This window comes from Nocardia sp. IFM 10818 (assembly GCF_054655275.1).
On record NZ_BAAHJH010000001.1, the window covers coordinates 3,378,195 to 3,401,182 of the forward strand.

General features: G+C 68.7%; 25 protein-coding genes. 17 read left to right on the forward strand and 8 right to left on the reverse strand.

Annotation, left to right across the window (positions count from 1 at the left end; genetic code table 11):
* Positions 1–29: 29 nt before the first annotated feature.
* The gene (locus tag ACYQ5L_RS15640; RefSeq protein WP_459958174.1) at positions 30–1,460 is read left to right on the forward strand and encodes a carotenoid oxygenase family protein; all 1,431 of its coding nucleotides are present in this window, start codon (positions 30–32) and stop codon (positions 1,458–1,460) included.
* 9 nt (positions 1,461–1,469) lie between these two features.
* On the opposite strand, the gene ACYQ5L_RS15645 is transcribed toward ACYQ5L_RS15640, so the two are convergent.
* The gene (locus ACYQ5L_RS15645; protein ID WP_459958176.1) at positions 1,470–2,309 is read right to left on the reverse strand and encodes an NAD(P)H-binding protein; all 840 of its coding nucleotides are present in this window, start codon (positions 2,307–2,309) and stop codon (positions 1,470–1,472) included.
* A gap of 78 nt (positions 2,310–2,387) precedes the next feature.
* Between ACYQ5L_RS15645 and ACYQ5L_RS15650 the strand changes: the two genes are divergently transcribed.
* On the forward strand, positions 2,388–2,975 hold the full coding sequence (locus ACYQ5L_RS15650) for a TetR/AcrR family transcriptional regulator (protein WP_459958178.1): 588 nt from the start codon (positions 2,388–2,390) through the stop codon (positions 2,973–2,975).
* Here the strand turns inward: ACYQ5L_RS15650 and ACYQ5L_RS15655 are convergent.
* Complete coding sequence (locus ACYQ5L_RS15655; RefSeq protein WP_459958180.1) at positions 2,966–3,766, reverse strand: ABC transporter ATP-binding protein; 801 nt, start codon at positions 3,764–3,766, stop codon at positions 2,966–2,968. The genes ACYQ5L_RS15650 and ACYQ5L_RS15655 overlap by 10 nt on opposite strands.
* 86 nt (positions 3,767–3,852) lie before the next feature.
* On the opposite strand from ACYQ5L_RS15655, the gene ACYQ5L_RS15660 reads away from it, so the two are divergent.
* From ACYQ5L_RS15660 to fmt, 6 genes are all read left to right on the forward strand, one after another.
* Entirely contained in the window at positions 3,853–4,548 is a 696-nt protein-coding gene (locus tag ACYQ5L_RS15660; RefSeq protein ID WP_459958182.1) for an HAD family hydrolase, read from the forward strand.
* Between the two features lie 115 nt (positions 4,549–4,663).
* Positions 4,664–5,359 carry a PadR family transcriptional regulator gene (locus ACYQ5L_RS15665; RefSeq protein WP_459963438.1) on the forward strand — a complete coding sequence of 232 codons (696 nt, stop codon included), beginning with the start codon at positions 4,664–4,666 and terminating at the stop codon, positions 5,357–5,359.
* A gap of 60 nt (positions 5,360–5,419) precedes the next feature.
* Positions 5,420–6,430: a lipase family alpha/beta hydrolase gene (locus ACYQ5L_RS15670; protein WP_459958184.1), complete on the forward strand. Its 1,011-nt coding sequence runs from the start codon at positions 5,420–5,422 to the stop codon at positions 6,428–6,430.
* Between the two features lie 94 nt (positions 6,431–6,524).
* A complete protein-coding gene (locus ACYQ5L_RS15675) occupies positions 6,525–7,550 on the forward strand; it encodes a lipase family alpha/beta hydrolase (RefSeq protein ID WP_459958186.1) in 1,026 nt (341 codons plus the stop codon).
* A 36-nt stretch (positions 7,551–7,586) separates the two neighbouring features.
* Positions 7,587–8,153: a peptide deformylase gene (def, locus tag ACYQ5L_RS15680; RefSeq protein WP_459958188.1), complete on the forward strand. Its 567-nt coding sequence runs from the start codon at positions 7,587–7,589 to the stop codon at positions 8,151–8,153.
* The gene (gene fmt, locus ACYQ5L_RS15685; RefSeq protein ID WP_459958190.1) at positions 8,153–9,076 is read left to right on the forward strand and encodes a methionyl-tRNA formyltransferase; all 924 of its coding nucleotides are present in this window, start codon (positions 8,153–8,155) and stop codon (positions 9,074–9,076) included. Before def ends, fmt begins: the two co-directional genes overlap by 1 nt.
* A 503-nt stretch (positions 9,077–9,579) precedes the next feature.
* On the opposite strand, the gene ACYQ5L_RS15690 is transcribed toward fmt, so the two are convergent.
* Complete coding sequence (locus ACYQ5L_RS15690) at positions 9,580–9,852, reverse strand: hypothetical protein (RefSeq protein ID WP_379193650.1); 273 nt, start codon at positions 9,850–9,852, stop codon at positions 9,580–9,582.
* Between the two features lie 12 nt (positions 9,853–9,864).
* On the opposite strand from ACYQ5L_RS15690, the gene ACYQ5L_RS15695 reads away from it, so the two are divergent.
* Positions 9,865–11,193 carry an RsmB/NOP family class I SAM-dependent RNA methyltransferase gene (locus tag ACYQ5L_RS15695; protein WP_459958192.1) on the forward strand — a complete coding sequence of 443 codons (1,329 nt, stop codon included), beginning with the start codon at positions 9,865–9,867 and terminating at the stop codon, positions 11,191–11,193.
* A 407-nt stretch (positions 11,194–11,600) separates the two neighbouring features.
* Positions 11,601–12,272, forward strand: coding sequence for a DUF6817 domain-containing protein (locus tag ACYQ5L_RS15700; RefSeq protein WP_459958193.1), 672 nt, complete (start codon positions 11,601–11,603; stop codon positions 12,270–12,272).
* An 8-nt stretch (positions 12,273–12,280) separates the two neighbouring features.
* On the opposite strand, the gene ACYQ5L_RS15705 is transcribed toward ACYQ5L_RS15700, so the two are convergent.
* Positions 12,281–13,072, reverse strand: coding sequence for a SigB/SigF/SigG family RNA polymerase sigma factor (locus tag ACYQ5L_RS15705; protein ID WP_459963439.1), 792 nt, complete (start codon positions 13,070–13,072; stop codon positions 12,281–12,283).
* A 152-nt stretch (positions 13,073–13,224) separates the two neighbouring features.
* A complete protein-coding gene (locus tag ACYQ5L_RS15710; protein WP_379193647.1) occupies positions 13,225–13,647 on the reverse strand; it encodes an anti-sigma factor in 423 nt (140 codons plus the stop codon).
* Between the two features lie 136 nt (positions 13,648–13,783).
* Between ACYQ5L_RS15710 and rpe the strand changes: the two genes are divergently transcribed.
* Entirely contained in the window at positions 13,784–14,452 is a 669-nt protein-coding gene (gene rpe, locus ACYQ5L_RS15715) for a ribulose-phosphate 3-epimerase (RefSeq protein WP_459963440.1), read from the forward strand.
* Positions 14,453–14,597: 145 nt separating this feature from the next.
* On the opposite strand, the gene ACYQ5L_RS15720 is transcribed toward rpe, so the two are convergent.
* Positions 14,598–15,044 carry a hypothetical protein gene (locus ACYQ5L_RS15720; RefSeq protein ID WP_459958194.1) on the reverse strand — a complete coding sequence of 149 codons (447 nt, stop codon included), beginning with the start codon at positions 15,042–15,044 and terminating at the stop codon, positions 14,598–14,600.
* Between the two features lie 419 nt (positions 15,045–15,463).
* Between ACYQ5L_RS15720 and ACYQ5L_RS15725 the strand changes: the two genes are divergently transcribed.
* From ACYQ5L_RS15725 to ACYQ5L_RS15740, 4 genes are all read left to right on the forward strand, one after another.
* Positions 15,464–16,093 (forward strand): riboflavin synthase, encoded by a 630-nt coding sequence (locus ACYQ5L_RS15725; protein WP_459958195.1) that lies wholly within the window; start codon positions 15,464–15,466, stop codon positions 16,091–16,093.
* A gap of 85 nt (positions 16,094–16,178) precedes the next feature.
* Positions 16,179–17,438 (forward strand): bifunctional 3,4-dihydroxy-2-butanone-4-phosphate synthase/GTP cyclohydrolase II, encoded by a 1,260-nt coding sequence (locus tag ACYQ5L_RS15730; protein WP_459958196.1) that lies wholly within the window; start codon positions 16,179–16,181, stop codon positions 17,436–17,438.
* A 40-nt stretch (positions 17,439–17,478) separates the two neighbouring features.
* Entirely contained in the window at positions 17,479–17,958 is a 480-nt protein-coding gene (gene ribH, locus ACYQ5L_RS15735) for a 6,7-dimethyl-8-ribityllumazine synthase (protein ID WP_459958198.1), read from the forward strand.
* Between the two features lies 1 nt (position 17,959).
* Positions 17,960–18,589, forward strand: a complete 630-nt coding sequence (locus tag ACYQ5L_RS15740) for a PH domain-containing protein (protein ID WP_459958200.1) — start codon at positions 17,960–17,962, stop codon at positions 18,587–18,589.
* A gap of 3 nt (positions 18,590–18,592) precedes the next feature.
* On the opposite strand, the gene ACYQ5L_RS15745 is transcribed toward ACYQ5L_RS15740, so the two are convergent.
* Positions 18,593–19,723 carry an erythromycin esterase family protein gene (locus ACYQ5L_RS15745; RefSeq protein WP_459958201.1) on the reverse strand — a complete coding sequence of 377 codons (1,131 nt, stop codon included), beginning with the start codon at positions 19,721–19,723 and terminating at the stop codon, positions 18,593–18,595.
* A gap of 82 nt (positions 19,724–19,805) precedes the next feature.
* Here ACYQ5L_RS15745 and ACYQ5L_RS15750 point away from each other — a divergent pair, with 82 nt between their 5' ends.
* Together ACYQ5L_RS15750 and ACYQ5L_RS15755 are read left to right on the forward strand one after the other, a co-directional pair.
* On the forward strand, positions 19,806–20,567 hold the full coding sequence (locus ACYQ5L_RS15750; RefSeq protein WP_459958202.1) for a TioE family transcriptional regulator: 762 nt from the start codon (positions 19,806–19,808) through the stop codon (positions 20,565–20,567).
* Between the two features lie 53 nt (positions 20,568–20,620).
* A complete protein-coding gene (locus ACYQ5L_RS15755) occupies positions 20,621–20,872 on the forward strand; it encodes a hypothetical protein (protein WP_459958203.1) in 252 nt (83 codons plus the stop codon).
* A 37-nt stretch (positions 20,873–20,909) separates the two neighbouring features.
* Here the strand turns inward: ACYQ5L_RS15755 and ACYQ5L_RS15760 are convergent, their stop codons facing one another.
* On the reverse strand, positions 20,910–22,880 hold the full coding sequence (locus ACYQ5L_RS15760) for a gamma-glutamyltransferase family protein (protein ID WP_459958205.1): 1,971 nt from the start codon (positions 22,878–22,880) through the stop codon (positions 20,910–20,912).
* Positions 22,881–22,988: the final 108 nt, after the last annotated feature.

The following is a 22,988-nucleotide window of genomic DNA, read 5'->3' on the forward strand; positions in this document are numbered from 1 at the left end:
GCGCTGTTATTCAGGCAGGAGGCCCTGCGATGGGCAATCGCTATCTCGAGGGTGGTTTCGCCCCGATCCAGCACGAATACACCCTGACCGAATTATCGGTCACCGGAACGATTCCCGATCACCTCGACGGCCGTTACCTCCGCAATGGCCCCAATCCCATCGGCGAGATCGATCCGAATCTCTATCACTGGTTCACCGGCGACGGCATGGTGCACGGCGTCCGCCTGCGCGAGGGACGGGCGGAGTGGTATCGCAATCGCTGGGTGCGCGGTCCGATGACCTCGGCCGCGCTCGGTGAGACGCCGGTGGTCGACCCGGGCGACGGGTTCGGAATCGGCGCGAACACGAGCGTGATCGGGCACAACGGGCGCACCCTCGCCCTGGTGGAAGGAGGTGCGGCCAACTACGAGCTGTCCGAGGAACTCGACACCGTCGGTGTCTGCGATTTCGACGGCACCCTGAGCGGCGGCTACACCGCACATCCCAAACGCGATCCGGAGACCGGTGAACTGCACGCGGTGTCGTATGCGTTCCGGAGCCCGAAGTCGGTGCAGTACTCGGTGATCGGGGTCGACGGCCGGGCCCGGCGCACGGTGGATATCGAGGTCGGCGGATCGCCGATGATGCACGACTTCTCCCTCACCGAGAAGTACGTCGTGCTCTACGACCTGCCGGTCACCTTCGATATGCGCCGGGTGGCCGAGATGTCGGTGCCGCGCTGGATGCGGCTGCCCGCCCGGCTGCTGCTGTCGGCCCTCATCGGCCGCGTGCGCATCCCCAGCCCGCCCCGACCGGCCGCGCCGCCCCGCGACCGGCGGCTGCCCTACAGCTGGAATCCCAAGTACCAGGCGCGCATCGGGGTCATGCCGCGCGCGGGAACGGCGGCGTCGGTGCGCTGGTTCGAGATCGAGCCCTGCTATGTCTTCCATCCCATGAACGCCTACGACGACGGCGACACCATCGTCCTCGACGTGGTCCGGTATCCGAAGATGTTCGATACCAGCCAATTCGGTCCCGAGGAGGGCGCGCCCGCCCTGGATCGCTGGGAGGTCGATCTGACCGCGGGCAAGGTCCGGCAGTCCCGGTTCGACGATCGCGCCCAGGAATTCCCGCGCATCGACGAGCGCCTGATCGGCAAGCGGCACCGCTTCGGCTACGCGCCCGCCGCCGGGCCCGGCTTGCACGGCGAATCCACTCTGTACAAACACGATCTGGTCAACTCGACGACCGTCTCCCGGTCGTTCGGCGCGGGAAAACAGCTGGGCGAGTTCGTCTTCGAACCCGCCGCCGCCGAGGCCGCCGAAGACGAGGGTGTACTCATGGGCTTCGTCTACGATGCCGGAACCGATCGCAGCGACCTCGCCATCCTGGATGCCGGGACCCTCGACACGGTCGCGAGCATTCACCTGCCGCACCGGGTACCCGCCGGATTCCACGGCAACTGGGTCCCGGCGGTGTAGGCGGCTGGTTCAGCGGAAGGCGGGGATATGGCGCTGCGCCCAGGCGGCGAACGGGCGAGGCGCGCGACCCAGGACCTGTTCGATATCGGGGCTGATGCGCAGCTCGTCCTCGGTGGGGGAGCCGAGGACCGCGAGGGTGGTGTCGACGACCTCGGGTGGCATGAACTTCAGCATCTGCTCGTGCGCCTCCTCCGGAGTCTGCTCGAGGAATTGCACGGGCTCGCCGAGCATTTCGGCCAGCACCCGGGCGCGCTCGCGCGGCGACTCGGCGACCGGCCCCGTCAGTGTGTAGATCCGGCCGGCGTGGCCGTCCTCGCGCAGGACGACGGCGGCCATGGCGGCGATGTCCGCCGGATCCACGAAGGGAATGCCGACATCACCGAAGGGCGCGGCAGCGGTGCGCTCGCTGCGGACCTGCTCGGCCCAGGCGAACATATTGGACTGAAAACCGCCCGGGCGCAGGATTGTCCACTCGAGCCCGGATTCCTGGACGGCGACCTCGATGGCCTTGCCGAGTTGCCCGTGTGAGACGCTGTCCGGCCGGGTGGCCACGCCCTGGGAGGACTGCAGCACGACGCGCCGCACCCCCGCCTGCGCGGCCGCCGCAAGGACGGCCGGTACATCCGCCTCGAAGGAACCCGGTGCGAAGAGCAGGTACAGCCGCTTCGCTCCGTCGAGGGCTCCGGGCAGACTCGTCACATCGGTCAGGTCGGCGGCCACGTGCCGCACGCCCTCGGGCAGGTCCGCGGGCGCGCGGCGGGACACCGCCGTCACCTGTTCGCCCGCCTCGGCGAGCATCCGCACCAATGCGCTGCCGACGTTTCCGGTCGCTCCGGTCACCACGATCATCTGTCTTACTCCTGAGTTAGTTGGCTGACTAACAACGAACGGTAGAGCATCCCCGCGCGGTTGTCTATAGTCAGTTGGGTGACTAACTCAGTGACTCGAGCGGGGAGTCCGCGCGGCGGCAAGCGGGAGCGGCTGGCCGCGGCGGCGGCGCAGGTCTTCTACGAGCGGGGCGTGGAGAAGACGACCATCGCCGATATCGCCCGCGTCGCCGAGGTGCCCGTGGGCAATGTCTACTACTACTTCAAAACCAAGGATCAGCTGATCCAGGCGGCCATCGGTGCGCACGACCGGACCATGCGCGAGGTCATCGCGGTTCTGGAGCGGGACGAGGACCCGGCCGAACGGCTCAAAGGGCTGGTGCGCGGCTGGGTGGAGCAGCGTGAGCTGGCGGCCGAATACGGTTGTCCGTCGGGCACTCTCGCCACCGAGCTGGACAAGCGCGCCGATGGGCTCGATCAGGAACTGGCCGAGGTCATGCGCGGGCTGCTGGACTGGATCGAGACGCAGTTCCGGGCCATGGGCCGCGACGACGCGCGGGAGCTGGCGGTGGCACTGCTCGCCGCGTATCAGGGGATCTCGCTGCTCACCAACACATTTCGGGATCCGGCCATGATGGAGGCCGAGGGTCACCGCTTGGAGCGGTGGATCGATTCCCTTCAGCTGTAAGCCGATTGCGCCGGGCGCACACTCCAGCGCCCGTCGGCGCGCACGATCCGGACCGGGTGCTCGAAGCAGGCGCTGATGTGCTCGGTGGTGACGACCTCGTCCACCGGCCCGGCCGCGACCACGCGCCCGCCGCGCAGCAGCAGGGCGTGCGTGGTGCCGGGCGGCAGTTCCTCCAGATGGTGCGTGACCAGGACCGATGCCAGGTCCGGGTGAGCGCGCTGCAAGCGGTCGACGCGTTCGAGGAGCTGCTCGCGCCCGGCCAGATCCAGACCGGTGGCGGGCTCGTCGAGCAGCAGCAGGCGGGGACTGGGCATGAGCGCGCGGGCGATGAGCGCGCGACCGCGTTCGCCCTGGGACAGGATCGGCCACGGGGCGTCGTGGCGATGCGACAGTCCGAGCAGCTCGATCAGGCGGTCGGCCGCGGCGAGCTGCTCCGCCGCCGGCTCCCAACGCGGCACCAGCGCAGCGGTATTCGTGATCCCGGTCAGCACGACCTGGTGCACCGAAAGGGGAGTGGGCGGGGTGTGCCGCGGATCGACATGACCGATGGCGGTGCGCAGCGCGCGCATGTCCACCGTGCCGAGCCGGTGCCCGAGCACCGCGACCGCACCGCGCGTGGGGTGCTCGAATGCGCCGAGCATACGTAGCAAGGTGGTTTTGCCCGCACCGTTGGGCCCGAGCAGCGCCCAATGCTCACCCGGGCGCACGATGAGCGAAACCTCTTGCAGGATGGGGTTTCCCTCGCGCACGAAATCGACCGCATCGACCTGGAGCACCGGTGAGTCCGTCATATCCACACCCTAGCAAACTCCTCAGACAAGTTGAGGAGTGTGGGCATCGCCCGGATAGCCGGCGGTGCGCTGTGTAGGGTGGCGACATGGCGATCGAGGCAGTGCTTTTCGACTTTTCCGGCACCCTGTTCCGACTCGAGGAAGCGCAGTTCCGGGAGGTCGAGCTCACCGACAACGACGGCCGCCCGCTCGACACCCACGAGATCACCGAGATCATGCGGCGCATGACGGCTCCGGTCGGGCAACTCGTCGAATTCGACGAGGCCGGCCAATACGCTTGGGAGAACCGGGATCTCGATCCGGCGCTGCATCGCACCGCCTACCTTCAAGTGCTGGAGCGCTCCGGCGTGCCCGACGTTCCCGCCAAACAGCTCTACGAGCGGTTGCTCGATCCCATGGCGTGGACGCCGTATCCGGATACCGGTCAGGTGCTGCGCGCGCTGTACGAGAGCGGCCTGGCCGTGGCCGTCGTCAGCAATATCGCCTTCGATCTCCGCCCGGCGCTCGTTGACCGCGGATGGGATCGATATATCGGCGATTTCGCCCTCTCCTTCGAGGTGGGCGCCATGAAGCCCGATGAGCGCATCTTCCGTTCCGCGCTGGAACGCCTCGGCGTCGCGCCCGAGAACGCCCTCATGGTGGGCGACAGTCTCGAAGCCGACGGCGGCGCAACGGTTCTCGGCTGTGAGTTCGCCCTGGTGGATCCGCTGCCCACGGTGGATCGCCCGTCCGCCCTGGCCGAGGCCGTGCGCTCGCGCGGTCTGCTGGACGGCTGCCGCTAAAAAGCCAGGCCAGTCGGTTTGTGTCTCGCCTCACTCTTGTCTTGGATAGATTGCCGATATATCGTCGATATTGTCAAGAACAACGACAAGCCTGAGGAGGCACACCATGGAACCCATGGACATGAACAAGGAACGGGGCCGCGGCCCCTGGCGGCGACTGCGCGCCGAAGAGCAGCAGGGCCCCGAACATCCGCGATTCCGCCGCGGCCCGCGCGGTGAGCGCGGCGGCCGCGAGCACGGCCCGCACCGCCACGGTCACGGCCGCGGCTTCGGCCCGGACTTCGGTCCCGGCGGCTTCGGACCCGGTTTCGGTCCCGGCCCGCACTTCGGTCGCGGCCGCGGACGCGGCGGACGTGGCCGGCGCGGCGATGTGCGCGCGGCGATCCTGCTGCTGTTGCAGGAGAAGCCCATGCACGGCTACGAGCTCATCCAGCAGATCCGCGAGCGCAGCCAGGATGTCTGGCGGCCCAGCCCCGGCTCCATCTACCCCGCGCTGGCCCAGCTCGAGGACGAGGGTCTGGTGCTCATCGAGAAGGTCTCCGGTCGCAAGACCGCCAAGCTCACCGAGGCCGGCACGGCCTATGTCGAGGAGCATCGCACCGATCTGGGCGATCCCTGGCAGGACGTGAAGGACGGCGTCGGCGATCAGGCGCTGGATCTTCGCGGGCTGGTCGGCCAGCTCATGGGCGCGGTCGCCCAGGTCGCTTCCGTCGGCACCGCGGCGCAGGCGGAGAAGGCGGCCGAGGTGCTCACCGAGGCGCGCCGGTCGCTTTACCGGATCCTTGCCGAAGACGACACACCCCAAAAGTAATGTCGTCGAATTGCCAACTCCGAATAGGGATTTCTGGCACATCTGCGCCATCATTTGGTCATGGGAATTGGGAGGTGGCCGGCGCTGCGACGCCGGATCACATCGGTGGGGGTCGTCGTACTGGGAGTCATGATGGGCGCGGGGGCCGCGCCCATCGAATCGGGCATCGCCACGGCTGATCCGGCCGGGTCGGTCGTGGTGCCCACCCAGTGGGGGCCGCAGCAGACCGATCATCTGACGGCCGCGCGGTATCTGAAGCAGTACCCGAACGCGGCGCCGCAGGGCGTCAACGACTTCGGATGCAAGCCGAGCGCGGAGCATCCGCGCCCGGTGGTGCTGGCGCACGGCACCGACTCCTCGGCCTACTCCGACTATTCCGTCATCGGCGCACAACTCGTGCAGGCCGGCTTCTGCGTTTTCGCGCCGAACTACGGCGGCAAGGCGGGCGCCAAGAGCTACGGCACCGAGGATGTGTTCCAGAGTTCCGCGCAGATCGGCGCTTTCACCGATCAGGTGCTGGCCGCGACCGGCGCCGCGCAGGTGGACATGGTCGGTTTCTCCCAGGGCGCCAGCGTGACTCGCTACTGGATCAACCAACTCGGCGGCGCGTCCAAGGTCGGCCAGTGGGTGGGCATCGCCTCACCCAGCTACGGCGGCGTCATGTACGGCCTGGTGACGGTCGCCGACACGGTGCCGATCGTCTACGACCTCGTCGCCCTGGGCAGCTCTACCGCCGCGGTGCAGCAGGCCGCCGGATCGCCGTTCATCACCGCCCTCAATGCCGGTGGCGATACCGTGCCCGGCGTGCGGTACACCACCATCGGCAGCCGGGTCGACGAAATGATCCAGCCGCGCGAGAACATCGCCCTCAAGGGTGCGGGCGCCACCAATCTGGTGCTGCAGGACCTGTGCGCCGACAATCTGACCGGGCACTTCCACATGGTCTACGACCCCTACGTGCAGCAGCTCGTGCTCAATACCCTCGATCCCGCCCACGCCCGGCAGCCGACGTGCGCGCCGGTGGCGTTCGGGACGGGCATCAAGGAAGTGGTCCTCGCCTCGCATTCCTAAGGGTGACCGACCGCACCGCGGCCATCGAAAATGATCAACGAAACATATCCTCACCTGCGATTTCAAGCAGGCTTTCACGGCTAGGCTCGCTGCTGTGCAGTGGAATGGAGGACGGTCCCGACAGGCGTTGATCGCTTTCGCCATAGGTGCGGCCGCCGCGGCGTCCGTGTTGTCGGGGGTGTCCGCGGCCGGTCCCGTCACCGGTTCGGTAATGGCGATACCCCGCTATCCCGGCCCGCCGCAGCCGGATCATCTCGGTGCGAAACGCTTCCTGGAGGAGCATCCCGACGCCGTCCCGATGGGTGTCAATGATTTCGGCTGCCGGCCCGGCGTCGACCACCCCCGGCCGGTGATCCTGGCGCACGGGACCGATTCGACGGCGTACTCCGATTACTCGGTCATCGGGCCGCAGCTGGTGGCGGCCGGATTCTGCGTCTTCGCGGTGAACTACGGGGGCAAGCCCGGTGACGACACCTACGGCACCCAGGACATTTGGACGAGTTCCGCCCAGATCGGGGTCTTCGTCGAGCAGGTGCTCGCCGCGACCGGGGCCGCGCAGGTGGACCTGGTCGGATTCTCCCAGGGCGCCAACGTGACTCGCTACTGGATCAACAAACTCGGCGGCGCGCCCAAGGTCGGCCAGTGGGTGGGCATCGCCTCGCCCAGCTACGGCGGCGTGCTGTACGGGCTGGTCCCCGTCGCCGAGGAGCATCCGATCATCTTCGATATCGCCGAGCTGGTGTCCTCGGTGGCGGCGGTGCAGCAGGCGGCCGGATCACCGTTCATGCTCGCACTCAATGCCGGCGGCGACACCGTGCCCGGTGTGCGATACACCACCATCGGCAGCCGGGTGGATGAAATGATCCAGCCGTTCGGCAATATCGCGCTGCGGGGTCCCGGGGCCGTCAACCTGGTGCTGCAGGACCTGTGCCCGATCAATCTGACCGGGCATTTTCATATGGTTTACGACCGCTTGGTCCAGCAGGTGGTGCTCAATACCCTCGATCCCGCGCATGCCCGCCGGCCGGTCTGCGAGTACGTGCCACTGGGCACCGGCATCGCCGAAACGCTGGAAGCGGGGCAATCGGAATCGGCGGACCTCGGCTCGTCCGTAAAATGAGACGACCGTATCTTCGTTAGCTACCCGGAGCTGCCCGTGACCATCCAGCCTGTCCGCCTGTTCGGCGATCCGATCCTGCGCGCTCGCGCGGCGGAGGTCGAGACGTTCGATCGGGAGGTGCGCCAGCTGGTGACCGACCTGACCGACACCATGTACGAGAGCGGCGGCGTGGGGATGGCGGCCCCGCAGATCGGGGTCGGGCTACGGGTCTTCGTCTACGACACCGGGGACGCGCAGGGGCATCTGATCAATCCGGTGTTCGAGGTGGTCGGGGAGGAGACGCAGACCGGGCCGGAGGGCTGTCTGTCGATTCCCGGTGTGCGCGAGGATGTCACCAGGGCGCTGACGGTCAAGGCCAGCGGTGTCGACATGGACGGCAAGCCGGTGGAGTTCGAGGCCACCGGGCTGCTGGCGCGGTGCGTGCAGCACGAGACGGATCATCTCGACGGCGTGCTGTTCCTGCAGCGGCTGGAACCGGCCGCGCGTAAGGCGGCGATGCGCGTCATTCGCGAATCGTCTTGGTTCACACAGGGAATCACCACGCTGGCGGCCTCCGAGATCGGCGGCCGCCGGTCCATCGCCACGCGGGAACGGAGTCGCTGATGCGCGTGGTCTTCGCGGGAACCCCCGAACCGGCGGTTCCGTCGCTGCGGCGGCTGCTCGAGTCCGAGCGTCACGAGGTGGTCGCCGTCGTCACCCGGCCCGACGCGGTCGCCGGCCGCGGGCGCAAAGTGACCCGTTCGCCCATCGGCCGCCTGGCCGACGAGCACGGCATTCCGGTATTCACCCCGCGCCGTCCCTCGGAACCCGAATTCATCGAGCAGCTCACCGAATTGGCCCCCGACTGCTGTCCCGTCGTCGCCTACGGCGCCCTGCTCCCCGAAGCGGTCCTCGACATCCCCCGGCACGGTTGGATCAACCTGCACTTCTCGCTGCTGCCCGCCTGGCGCGGCGCGGCCCCCGTGCAGGCGGCCATCCTCGCCGGTGACGAGATCACCGGCGCTTCCACCTTCCGCATCGAGAAGGGCCTGGACACCGGCCCGGTGTACGGCACGATCACCGAGAAGATCCGTGTCACCGACACCGCCGGCGACCTGCTCGCCCGCCTGGCCGACAGCGGCGCCCACCTCCTGGAATCCACCCTCGACGGTGTGGAAGCCGGTGCCCTGCAAGCGGTCCCGCAATCCCTCGACGGCATCTCCTACGCCCCCAAGGTCGATCCGGAAGCCGGCCACATCCGCTGGGACCAGCCCGCCCTGGCCATCTCCCGCCGCATCCGCGCGGTGACCCCCGCCCCCGGCGCCTGGACCGAAGTAGACGGCAAACGCCTCAAACTGGCCCCCGTCGAACTGATCGAGGAAAACCTCCCCGAACGCTCCATCGAAGTCCGCAAAACCGGCGTCTACATCGGCACCGCCACCACCGCGGTCCGCCTGACGGAAGTCCAGCCCCAAGGCAAACGCATGATGCCCGCCCTCGACTGGGCCCGTGGCGCCCGCCTCCAACCCGGCGCGGTGGTCGAATGACCCGCCCCACCCGGGCAACCTCCACCCACCAGCCCCCCGGCCGCCCCCGCCGCGACCACAACCCGCGGAAGGACCCCATGCGGCCCGACAACCCCAACCCCCGAAACACCAACTCCCGCAAGAACACCGACGACCGCACCGGTGAGCGGAAAGACTCTCCGGCACAGGACAACCAACGCCGCGGTGCCGGCGCAGCCGGTCGCCGGGCCGCCGGCGACGGCGGTCATGCCCGTGGCGGAGCCCGCTTCGGCGATGAGCGCGGCGACGGTGGCAGCCGCTTCGACGCCGACGAGCGAGGCTCGCGCAGCGGACGTCCAGCAGGCGCGGGTCGCGGTGGAAGCCGCGCCGGTGGCAACACCCGCAGCGGCGACCGCGAACGGTACGCAGAGCAAGACGATCGGCGCGGGGGTCGTGCGGCCGGTGGGCGCACGGGCGGCTACGACCGTGACTTGCGCGGCGGAACTCGTTCCGGTGGTACAGGTTTCGGTTCGGATGAGCGAAACTCACGGGATGGCGGCGGTCGACGCGCCGGTTCGGGCCGCGATGGCGGCGACAGGGCGGCGGACCGTGGCACCGGCGGCGCGTCGGGCAGGGGCGGGAACGGCGAGGGTTTCGGTGACGGCGGTCGGCGTGGTGGGGAGCGTGGATCGGCTGGGCCGCAGGCGGATCGGCGTCGCGCTGTCGGTGGCGGACAAGGGAGCCGGGGGCGTGACGGCAAGTCCGGCGCTGGTCGTCCGGGTTCCGGTGGAGGCAAGCGCGCCGAGCACGGCGGGCATGGGACGGATCCCGTGCGGGTGGTGGCGCGGGATGTGTTGCGGGCCGTGCGGGAGCGGGATGCGTACGCGAATCTGGTGCTGCCGGGGTTGTTGCGGGAGCGGCATATCAGTGGGCGGGATGCGGCGTTGGCCACCGAGCTCACCTATGGTGCGGCGCGGTCGCAGGGGCTGTTGGACGCGGTGATCGAGGCTTGCGCCGGGCGGTCGGTCGAGGAGATCGACGGGCCGCTGCTGGATGCGCTGCGGTTGGGGACGTATCAGTTGTTGCGGACTCGGATCGGGGCGCATGCGGCGGTCGATACCTCGGTGGCGCTGGCGCGGGCCGAATTCGGGCAGGGGCGGGCCGGATTCGTGAATGCCGTGCTGCGGCGGGTGGCGGAGAAGACGGTCGAGCAGTGGGTGGAGCAGCTCGCGCCTCGGGATCCGCTGGGGCATTTGGCTTTCGAGTACGCGCATCCGGTCTGGATCGCACAGGCCTTCGCGGATGCGCTGGGCGCGCGGGCGGGCGAGTTGCGGGAGGTGCTGGCCGCCGACGACGCGCGGCCCGCGGTACACCTCGTGGCGCGGCCCGGCGATATGACCGCCGAGGAACTCGCGCTCGTCACCGGTGGCGAGGAAGGGCGCTGGTCGCCGTACGCGGTGTACCTCGACGGCGGTGATCCGGCGAAGCTGGAACCGGTGCGCGACGGCATGGCCGCCGTGCAGGACGAGGGCAGTCAACTGGTGGCGCTGGCGGTTACGCGCGCACCCCTCGAGGGCGCGGACGGCGGCCGCTGGCTGGACCTGTGCGCCGGCCCGGGCGGCAAGACGGCACTGCTGGCCTCCATCGCCGAGATCGACGGCTTCCACGTGGACGCGGTCGAACCGGCCGAACACCGCGCCGACCTGGTCCGCAAGGCCACCCGCAATATGCCGGTCGACGTCCACGTCGTGGACGGCCGCGACACCGGCCTCGAACCCGGCTACGACCGCATCCTGGTCGACGCCCCCTGCACCGGCCTGGGCGCTCTCCGCCGCCGCCCCGAGGCCCGCTGGCGCCGCCAGCCCTCCGACGTCCGCGAACTGGTCACCCTGCAGCGCGAACTCCTCACCGCCGCATGGGAACTGCTCCGCCCCGGCGGCGTGGTCGTCTACTCCACCTGCTCACCCCACCTCCCGGAAACGGTCTCGGTGGTCGCCGACATGGCCCGTCGCACCGGCGCCGAACAACTCGACACCCGCGACCTCCTCCCCGGCGTCCCCGAACTCGGCGACGGCCCCGGCGCCCAACTCTGGCCCCACCGCCACGGCACCGACGCCATGTTCCTCGCCGCTCTCCGGAAGCCGCTGAAAGCCGAGTAGGCGCCCGACCTGAACGACGCCCACCGGGCACCGGTCGCGCGGTGCCCACCGGACGCCGCCATCGGTATCCGGTGGCGCCGCCACCGGCCGGATGTATGCGAGCTGCAGACTCTGCGGCGCGAGTTGCTCAGTGCCGCAGGGGAACTGGTTCGGCTCAACGGCGTGCCGCGTTCGAGGTGGTGGCAGTCGGCACTTGCCGGAGGCGGTGGCGGTGGTCGCCGGTATGGTCCGCGCCACCAGCAGTTGTGGTCGCATCGACACTTCGTCGCCCTCCGGAACCGAAACGACGCCGACCGGGAACTGGTGGCGGGGGCTTCTCGGGAAATGCCGCCACCAGTTCCCGGTGATCATGTGTCCAGGCTGGATGGGCTGTCGCCGAGCGGCTGGGGCGGCGGGCGGGTCGGGTCTTGGGGATTGGCAAGGTGATTCGAGGGTTGACCTGTGGTTCAGGTCTCGCCGATGATGGGTTCGGGCCTACGACAGGCGGCAACCCGGTACGGGTGCCGACCCACACTCTTGGAGAGGACCCGCGCGTGAATAGCAGTGTGTCGGCTGTGCCCGAAGCGATTACCCGGTTCTTGCGGGAACATGAGGCGGATCGGATTCCGCATCCTGGCGGCACGCTGATGGAGCATCTCCATCGTGTTGCCGGACTGCTGGGGTCCTGGGGCGGTGGTAGCGATCTGCAATATGCCGGGGTGTGTCATGCCGCGTACGGCACCGATGGGTTCGACCGATCGCTACTGGATCTTCGGGATCGCGCGACGTTGCGAGCGCTGATCGGGGAGAAGGCCGAAGCGCTGGTGTATCTGTATGGCAGTTGTGATCGCGCGGCGGTCTATCCGCGGATCGATGCCACGCCGGTGGTGTTCCGGGATCGGTTCACCGGTCGCGACCATGAACTCGCCGAGCCGGAGCTGCGGGAGTTCTTGGAGCTCACCGTTGCGAACGAGCTCGATGTCATGACCCACAATGCCGAACTGGCTGCGGCGCATGGTGCGGCGCTGTACCAGTTGTTCGAGCGGTGCAAGGATCACCTGTCGGCGCCCGCGTGGCGGGCCTGCCGGATGCTGCGCTGAGACCGGGGTCACTCGCGGGCTGATTGCTCCCGCAGGCGCGCAAGGGTTTTCGACAGGATTCGGGAGACATGCATCTGGGAGATGCCCATCTGCTGCGCGATCTGGGTCTGGGTCATCGATTCGAAGAAGCGCATGGTGAGGATGCGGCGTTCGCGTTCGGGGAGGCCGGCCAGCAGGGGGCGGATGGCGACGTATTCCTCGACGCGGTCGAACTGGGATTCCTCCTCGCCGAGGGTGTCCAGCAGGGACGCCTCGGTGTCGCGGCCGACGGAGACCGCGTCGATGGAGCTGGGCTGGTAGGCGTTTCCGGCAATGACGGCCTGGGTGACCTCGTCGGGATCGATGCCGAGTTCGGCGGCGATCTCCTTGGCGGTGGGGGAGCGGCCCAGCTGCTGCGACAGGGCGTCGATGGCGGCGCCGATGCGCAGGTGGGTTTCCTTGACGCGGCGCGGGACTCGCATGGCCCAGGTGTTGTCGCGGAAGTAGCGCCGGACCTCGCCCATGATGGTGGGCACCGCGAAGGACAGGAAGTTGGAGCCGCGGCCGACGTCGAAGCGGTCGACGGCGTGCACCAGGCCGACGCGCGCCACCTGGGTGAGGTCGTCGAACGGTTCGCCGCGCCCGCTGAACTTGCGAGCGATGTGGTCCGCCAGCGGAATACAGCGATTGATCAGTTCCGCGCGTAAGGCCGTGCGGCGCGGCGAGGCCGGGTCCGCGGCGGCCAGCTGCTCGAACAGCGCTGCCACATCGTCGTATCCGGAGACGCTGCGCGCGACCTCTTCGGCCTCGTCCGCGTCGATGGCCTCGTCGGCATCGGCATCGGCCTCGCCGTTCTCGGCGCCGTTCCCGGTATCGCCGGCGTCCTCGGCCTGCGCGGGCTCGAGATCCGGTTCCTCGGCGGGATCGGGCTGTGCTGCTTCGGGGGATGGGATCACGATGTCCTCGTCGGTCACTACGCCTTCCCCCGGCCCCGCCGGAATTCCACACTCGTCGGGTAGCCGGAGATCGCCGGATCGAAATCGCCCTGGGTCGCGGTGACCTCATCGGAGAGCGTCCGCAGCACATGCCAGCCGAAGCTGCGCTGATCCGGCAGGCCCTCCGCGGCGGCGGTCCCGCTGACCCGCACCACCAAATCCTGCTCGCCGACGGTGAACACGCACTGCAGTGTGGTGCCGGGCGCGGCGAGCGCGATCAGGGTGGAGGCGGCCTCGTCCACGGCGAGCCGGATATCGGCCACTTCATCGAGTGTGAAATCGCTGAGCAGCACCAGGGTTTCGGCGAGTCCGCGCACGATGGGCAACTGGGAGACGGATGCGGCGACACCGATCTCGACCGGTGTGGCACGCAGGCCTTGTTCCGCCGAAATGTTGATCACCTGCAATAGGCTACCCATTCCGGCGCGCGGCAATCAGCGCAATGGTCGCTATCGGGGTGTCTCCGCGTCGCGATACGATGCCGTTAGACTGCCGCCTGTGTGCACCTCTTCCTCCCCTTTCGCGCGGCCCGCGCCGATGATCGCCCCGTCCATCCTGTCCGCCGACTTCGCGCGTCTCGGCGATGAAGTGAAGGCCATCGAGGGGGCCGACTGGGTGCATGTCGATGTCATGGACAACCACTTCGTGCCCAACCTCACCCTCGGCCTGCCGGTGGTGGAGTCGCTGCTGAAGGCCACCGATATTCCGCTCGACTGCCACCTCATGATCGAGGATCCGAAGCGGTGGGCGCCGGGCTATGCGGAGGCGGGCGCCTACAACGTCACCTTCCACGCGGAGGCGACCGATGATCCGCTGAGCGTGGCCCGCGATATCCGCGCCGCCGGTGCGAAGGCGGGCCTTTCGGTCAAACCCAACACCCCCATCGAGCCGTACCTGGAAATCCTGCGCGAGTTCGACACCCTGCTGGTGATGAGCGTCGAACCCGGTTTCGGCGGGCAGTCGTTCATCCCGCACGTGCTCGACAAGGCCCGCACCGTGCGCCGCCTGGTCGACGCCGGTGAGCTGCGCCTGGTGGTGGAGATCGACGGCGGCATCAATATGAACACCATCGAGCAGGCCGCCGAGGCCGGTATCGACTGCTTCGTCGCCGGTTCGGCCGTGTACGGCACCGCCGATCCCGCCGCGACCGTGGAAGCGTTGCGGCAGAAGGTCATCGCTGTGGAGGCCGCACAGGCCGCCGAATAGGCTCCGCCCACCCCGGAACAGGCTCAGCCCACCCCGTCCTCGCCGACCCCGTCCTCGCCGACCCCGTCATCCCGGCGTGCTCTTGGCCGGGATCTCTCTCGCCCGTGTGGATTCCAGCCCGGAACACGCCGGAATGACGGAGGAACTAGCGACCGAGGATGGCCTCGACCACGGTTTCCAGCGGCGGCACGGCCGTCACCGAATCCGGCGACTGGATCCAGGTGCGATATCCCGTCCGCTCGTCATCGGCGGACGGGAGCACGACCTGTGCGCCCGAGCACGCGACGGTGGCGTAGAGCCGGAACAGCGCGGCCGAGACCGCGGTGCTCAGTAGGTCCGGGCGTGCGGGACCGGTAATGAAGGTCCAGCGCCGCGCCCGCGGATGATGGACGACGGGCCCGGCCAGGTCGGCTTGCGCCAGCCGCTGCTGTACCCGCTCGCCGAGTTCGGCGGGCATGGTGATGGCCCCGTACCGAGTGCCTATCTCCAGCAGGATGTGCCGTGACGTCGGATCGATCGATGCCGGCAGATGAAATTCGCGCCGATACTGCACACAGCGAACTTCCAGTGTCGAATCGAGAAGCGTGGTCACGCTGCACTCCCAATGATGTTGTCTTCCAACCGGATCCGACCCACGCGGGGTCCAACCTTCCCTAGGTGCGACTTGCTGCGACGCGTACCCCGGCCCGATGACGGCCCGGGACGCCGGTGACCGTTCTGCGCTGAACTGCTCGCGGAGAAGTTGAACTGTAGGAATCAGCTGCATAACAATCTTGCGACCATTTCTGCTGATGCGCAAGATTTTGGTGTAAGCGAGTCGCGAATTGGGTAAACGCCGCCTTCCGCTGTCTTCCGGTACCGAACGCTCCGGCGAACGAGGCCGTATGTCGCCTACGACCGCGCGTCGTTAGGCTGGTGGCAGCAGCCGCTCACCGCGGGAATACCGCCGGTGGTCCGGGCTGTTGGCGCAAGCGGCGGGCCCGGCAGGCGGGCCGGAGGGAGAGGCAGGGCATGTTCACAGGCATCGTGGAGGAGCTGGGCGAGATCGTCGCCACCGAGCAGCTGGCCGATGCGGCCCGGCTCACCATTCGCGGCCCCCTGGTCACCTCCGATGCCGGGCACGGTGATTCGATCGCCGTCAACGGCGTCTGCCTGACCGTGGTCGATGAGAAGGTCGACGGTGACACCTTCACCGTGGACGTCATGGCCGAGACCCTGAAGCGCTCCAGCATCGGCGGCCTGGACGTCGGCTCCCGGGTGAACCTGGAACGCGCCGCCGCGGTCAACTCCCGGCTCGGCGGCCACATCGTGCAGGGCCATGTGGACGGCACCGGCACCGTGCTCTCCCGCACCCCCTCGGAGAACTGGGAGGTCGTGCGAATCTCGCTGCCGGACAGCATCGCCCGCTATGTCGTGGAGAAGGGCTCCATCACCGTCGACGGCATCTCGCTCACCGTCTCCGGTCTCGGCCTCGCCGACGCGCCGGCCGCGGACGGCGCCCGGGACTGGTTCGAGGTCTCGCTGATTCCCACCACCCGCGCTCTCACCACCCTCGGCTCGGCTCCGGTGGGCGCCACCGTGAATCTCGAGGTCGATGTGATCGCCAAGTACGTCGAACGGCTCCAGCAACGCGGCGAGTAGGCGGCGCGCCCGGAGGCGGCGCAAATCGGACACCGGACCTGCCTTACTGTAGGTAGGCACCTAATCGAGATGGAGCACAGCAGACGTGACCAGGTTCGACACCATCGAGCGCGCAGTCGCCGACATCGCCGCCGGTAAGGCGGTCGTCGTCGTCGACGACGAGGGCCGGGAGAACGAGGGCGACCTCATCTTCGCGGCGGAGAAGGCGACCCCCGAGCTCGTGGCCTTCATGATCCGATACACCTCCGGTTATATCTGTGTGCCGCTCACCGGCGCCGACTGTGATCGGCTGGGCCTGCCGCCCATGTACGCGGTCAACCAGGACAAGCACGGCACCGCCTACACCGTGTCGGTGGACGCCCGCGAGGGCATCAGCACCGGCATCTCGGCCGCCGACCGCGCCACCACCATGCGCGTGCTGGCCGACCCGAACGCCAAGTCCGATGATCTGACCCGCCCGGGGCACGTGGTTCCGTTGCGCGCCAAGGACGGTGGCGTGCTGCGCCGCCCCGGCCACACCGAGGCCGCCGTGGATCTGGCGCGCATGGCCGGGCTCAGCCCCGCCGGCGTCATCTGCGAGATCGTCTCGCAGAAGAACGAGGGCGATATGGCGCGCACCGAGGAGCTGCGCGTCTTCGCCGACGAGCACGATCTGGCGCTCATCTCCATTGCCGACATGATCGCCTGGCGGCGCAAGCACGAGAAGCATGTCGAGCGCGTCGCCGAGGCCCGCATCCCCACCGAGTTCGGTGACTTCAAGGCCATCGGCTACAAGAGCGAATACGACGACACCGAGCACGTCGCCCTGGTCATGGGGGATATCGCGGGCGCCAATGGCAAGGGCGAGGAAGTCCTGGTCCGGGTGCACTCCGAATGCCTCACCGGTGACGTCTTCGGCTCGCTGCGCTGTGACTGCGGCCCGCAGCTGAACGCCGCCCTGCAGATGGTGGCCGACGAGGGCCGCGGCGTGGTGCTCTACATGCGCGGGCACGAGGGCCGTGGCATCGGGCTGCTACACAAGTTGCAGGCCTACCAGGTGCAGGACGAGCAGCAGCTCGACACCTACGACGCCAATCTCGCCATCGGCCAGCCCGCCGATGCCCGCGATTACGGCACCGGCGCGCAGATCCTCGCCGATCTCGGCATCTCGTCCATGCGGCTGCTGACCAACAATCCGACCAAGCGCGCGGGTATCGAGGGTTACGGCCTGTCCATCACCGAGCGCGTGCAGATGCCGGTGCGCGCCAACTCGCACAATCTGCACTACCTGCGCACCAAGCGGGATCGCATGGGCCACGACCTGGTCGGCCTGGACGATCTCGACCTGGGCGAAACAGCGAACTGACTCCGACCGCACAACTGACTACCGAGAGGGGCGGCTACCGATGAGCGGTACCGGCGTACCGACATTCGAGCTCGCGGATGCCAAGAATCTGAAACTTGGCATTGTCGCGTCGCGCTGGCACACCGTGATCTGTGATGCCCTCGTCGCCGAGGCCGAGAAGACCGCGCGCGAGGCGGGCGTCGCCGATATCACGGTGGTCCGGGTCGCCGGCGCCATGGAACTGCCCGTCGTGGCTCAGGCGCTGGCCCGCAGCCACGACGCGGTGGTCGCCCTGGGTGTCGTGATCCGCGGCGAGACACCGCATTTCGAGTACGTGTGCGATTCGGTCACCGCCGGCCTGACCCGGGTGTCCCTCGACGAGAGCACGCCGGTCACCAATGGCGTGCTCACCGTGAACACCGAACAGCAGGCCATCGACCGCGCCGGCCTGCCCGGTTCCATCGAGAACAAGGGCGAGCAGGCCGCCGCCGCGGCCCTGGACGCCGCGCTGACCCTGCGCGAACTCGGCCAGACCGTCTGATATGCCGGTCGTCCGGATCTGGAAACGCGACGGCGGCTCCGAGGAGCCGCCCCGCAAGCCCGCGCCCGCCGATCCGGCGATCGCCACGCCGCCCGCACCCGAGTCGAAGTCCGGAGAAGCCGAAGTGCCTGCCACGGAACAGAAGTCGGATCACGAACCCCGACCGGAGGCAGAGGGCCCCGGCGGGGAGTGGGACCTGGAGGTCAAGCCCCGCCACGCCATCATGACCGCTCGCATCGTGGCGGCCGTGCTGTTCCTGATCTTCCTGCTGGCGGGCATCTTCCTGCGCATCGACGCCACCGGCGTGAACTTCCGGGTGACCGATCAGGTCGCCATGGCCGTGATCGGCCTGTTCCTGGCCGGTGGCGTGCTGATGCTCACCCGCCCGCGGGTGCGGGTCGGCGCGCAGGGCGTCGCGGTGCGCAATATCCTGGGCGACAATATCTTCCGCTGGCAGGATATTCGCGGCATCTCCTTCCCGGACAAGAAGTCCTGGGCGCGACTGGAACTCGTGCACGACGAGTACATCCCCATGATGGCCATCCGCTCCAATGACAAGATGCGCGCCGCCGCGGCCATGGACCGCTTCCGCGAGCTGGGAGCGAAATACACCGAGGGACAGCCGGACTGATCCCTATCCGGGGATGTGCGCGACCGCGGCGGTTCCCGCCAGGTTCGCGTCGTCGAGGGGGAAGTAGCCCTGCTGCGGGGTGGTGTCGGTGCGGGTGTGCGCGGCGGGGATCTGGGCGCGCGAGATCAGACCCCAGGTGGTGACCCGGTTCTGGAGGAAGTCCTCGTAGGTGCCCGGTGCGGGTTCGGGCAGCTCGAGCACCGCACTGCGGCCCAGGCTTCCGGCAATGAAGGCGTACCGCTCGCCCAGTAGCGCCCCCACGATGGCGCCCGCGCTCTGCCACCCCAGCTCCATGGGTCCCATGGCCATGGTGCTGAGGTGTCGTTGCAGGTGCAGGTTGTGGGCGAAGACCAGCGTCGGCCCGCGCCCCGCCTCGAGGTCGCGGATCTCCAGGAGATTCCGGGCCATGAGCGCATCCCTGGTCCCCGACAGCCGCGACCATCGGGTGTTGTCGTCGAAACCACGCAGGGCGGCCTGCTTGTGGTAGCGCAGCAGGCCGAGACCCGCGGTGAGATAGGTTCCGGCCCTGACCCATTCGGCGTGTGAGGTGGCCGCGATCAGTTCCGGGGCGCGGGCGTAGAGCTGGACGAGCATGTCATCGGCGAGGACGCGCAACCTGTCCGCCTCCGCTGTCGCACCGGGCGATTCGGCCGCGTCCAGCACCGCCTCGGTCCGGTCCCACCGATCGTCGGCGCCGGTCAGACTCGCCACGTCGAGATCCAGTTTCAGATAGTCGCGGGCGTATTCGAGATGGCGGCGCGGGCTGGGGACATTCATGGTCTCCATGGCGGCGTCGAACCCGTGGAAGGCCAGTTGCTCTGCCGCAGGCCGGTTCTCGTTGTACTCGCGCATCCACGCGACCAGTCGCCGATTGGCGTCGAACTCACCGAAGCCGTGCGAGAAACCGGTCTCGAGCACGGCATCGAGGGTCCCGATCCCGTCCCGGACATAGTCGTTCACGATGAGCGCGGAGACCCGATCGGTCTCCAGGGCGATGGATCGGAACCCGTGCGCGGCCAGCTGCGCGAACAGCTCGTTGCGCAGCAGCGCGGACGCCGGTTCCCGATGCGCGGGTTCGCCCAGGCCCAGCAGTTCACAGGAGGCGGGTACGAAGTCTCGAATGTCTTGGCTCATGTGTCTCAATCGTATCGTTCAAGAATCGATTGAAACTTTTTGGCGATTCCTCACGTGAAACTTCTTGTAAAGTCTCAAACCAGTGAGAACCTTGCGACCATCCGACCTCGCCCGCGAGCACGGCCTCTCGGCACAGGCGGTGCGCAACTACGAGCAGGACGGGTTCCTCCCGCCCGCCGAGCGCACGCCCAGCGGCTACCGCGTCTACACCGAGACGCACGCGGTCGCGCTGCGCGCCTTCCTCGCGCTGGTTCCGGCCTACGGTCACGCGGCGGCCGGTGCGATCATGACCGCGTTGCATCGCGACGACCCGGACCGGATGCTGCTGATCATCGATCGCGGTCACGTCCAGATGCTGCGCGACCGGGAGACGCTCGCCGCTGTGCGCAAGACGATCGGCCACCTGGCAGCGGCGGAACTCACCGCGGAGCCGGCGGTGCTCGCTGCGATGCCCGTGCGCACCGCTGTCATCGAGCCTGCGTCCAGGGCCGCGGCGCTGACCATCGGCGAGCTCGCTCACAGACTCCGGCTCACCGCGGCGACCTTGCGCGCCTGGGAGGAAGCCGGGATTCTCGTGCCGTCGCGCGACCCGGCGACCGGTTACCGCCGCTACCGCGCCACCGACATCCGCGACGCCGAACTCGCCCATCTGCTGCGGCGCGGCGGCTATCCGCTGGACCACATCGCCACCGTGGTTCAGCAGATCCGGACCGCCGGTGGCACCGACGCCTTGGCCGCCGCCCTCGATGATTGGCAGCGCAGGCTCACCGCCCAGGGGCTGGCCATGCTGGACGCAGCCGCCGAACTCAGCCGCTACCGGAGCCTGCGCGGCGATACCCGATAAAGCGCAGGAGTCTGCACCGCTGTATCGAACGCACCCTCGGGTAGCATCCGCAGATGGAGCAGGAGGTGGTGTACGCGGTCGTTCTCCGCGCCATCGACGAGGGCAGCGACGATCCGCAAAACCCGTACGCAGGAGTGAGATTCGTGGAAGACGGCGAGCCGCTGGCACATGCCGCCACGCCGCCGGACTACCTTCCCGACTGCGGAGCGACCAAGCGCGTCATCCCCGGCTTGCCGTGGTCGGATCCGCTCCCAGCGGCCTATCGGCGCTGCCCGGAATGCCTGACAGCGCACCCGCTGTCGTGACGCATCGCATGGCAGACATCACCAGTCCAAAGATGTGTCAGCCGTTGTCGCCGAGGACCGCGCCTTCGCGGCGGGGGTCGGCGCCGCCGATGAGGCCGGTGCCGTCGCGCACGAGTGCGGACAGGCCGCTGACCTGCTGGGCGACCGAGACCTGGTGGCCCATTTCGCGCAGTTTCTGGACCAGCGGATCGTGATCGCCGTTATCGCTGGGGTCGATGGCGGGGTGTTCGCCGCCGACATTGGTGGTGGGGCTGTTGCCCGCGCCGAAGGAGACCGAGGAGACGGCCTGCTGCGGGTCCAGGCCCCAATCCAGCATGGAGATCAGGGTTTTGATGACGAACTGGATGATGACCGAGCCGCCGGGGGAGCCGGTGACATGGGTGAGGGGGCCGCGGGCGCCGTCGGGGGCGAGGTCGAAGACCAGGGTGGGGGCCATGGAGCTGCGGGGGCGCTTGTTCGGTTCCAGGCGGTTGGCGACCAGGGCGCCGTCCTCGCCGACGGGTTCGGCGGCGAAGTCGGTCAGCTGATTGTTGAGGATGAAGCCGTCGACCATATTGAACGAGCCGAAGGCGGATTCGACGGTCGTGGTCATGGCGGCGGCATTGCCGTACTGATCGATGATCGAAATGTGGCTGGTGCCGTGCTCTGGCGGCTGCGGGCCGGAGCCCAGGGGGACCGGGCCGAAGTCGCCGGGCTTGGCGGTACCCATGCTGCGCAGCGGATCGATCAGATTGGCGCGTTCCTTCAGGTACTTCGGATCCAGCAGCGCCTGCGGCGAATTACCCGGCAGCGGAATGAAATCCGAGTCGGCAATGTACTTGTTGCGGTCGGCGTAGGCCAGGCGCTCGGCCTCGGAGATGAGGTGCACGGCCTCCGCGGTCGGCTTACCGCCATTGCGCGCCGGATCGGTGTCGCCGGAGGCATTGGCGGGAGCCAGGGCGGCCAGATCGAAGTTGGACAGAATGCCCAGCGCCGCCGCGACCGTAATGCCGCCGGAGGACGGATTGGGCATGCCGCAGATCTGGTGGGTGCGGTACGGCGCGCACACCGGATCGCGCTTCTTCGCTTGGTAGGCAGCCAGATCCGCCGCCGAGACCACCCCGGGCGTGCGGCCGCCGGAGGTGTCGGCCACCGCGGCCACGATGGCGTCGGCGATGGCCCCGGTGTAGAAGGCGTCCGCCCCGTCCGTGGCGAGCGCGCCGAGGGTCTTGGCGTAGGCCGGGTTGGTCAGGGTGGTCCCGGCGGGTTTCGGACTGTTGTCGCCTTGCAGGAAATAGGCGCGGGCCGCCTCGTCGCGCGCGAGATCGGTTGCCGATTCCGCGATTTGGCCCGCCAGCCGGGGGCTGATCTCGAAGCCCTGGTCGGCCAGGGCGATGGCCGGGCCGAACAGATCCCGCCAGGGCTGCTTACCGTGCTCGCGGTGGGCCAGTTCGAGCAGCCGCAGCACCCCCGGCACCCCGATGGAGCGACCGCTGGCGCGGGCATTGGGTTGCGGTGCGGTGCGGTCGGTCTCGCTGATCCAGCGCAGATAGTCCTGGGTGGCGCCGCTGGGCGCGGTCTCGCGGCCGTCATAGGTCTCGAGCGTCTTGGCGGCGCCGTCGTAATAGAGGAGGAAAGCCCCGCCGCCGATGCCGGAGGCCTGCGGTTCGACCAGGCCGAGCACGGTCTGTGCCACGATGAGGGCGTCCGCGGCGGTGCCGCCGTCGCGCAGCACCCGGCAGGCGGCCTCGGTGGCGAGCGGATTGGCGGTGGAGACGGCGAAGGTATCGGTGTGCACCGGGGTCATGCCGGTGCGGTACCCGGAGGCGATCTCGGGACGCAGGCTCAGGTTCGGGGTGGTGGCGCCGGTCGCGGCGGTGGTGCGCGGGGTGATGGCGACGCCATTGGGTCCGGTCACACACGAGGCCCGGCCGGATTCGGTGTCCGAGCCACAGGCGGTGGCGAGTCCGAGGGTGATCAGCAGGGCGGCGGCCGCGCCGCCCCAGGTGTGCCGTCGCGTGCGCCTCATGATCGGACTCTAGCGCCGGGACGCGGGCCGGGCGGGGGCTTTGCGGGTCCGAATCGGGGCCGATGTCCGCGGGCGGCGGACCTGGGCGGATGGAGCGTCTGGCCCGCT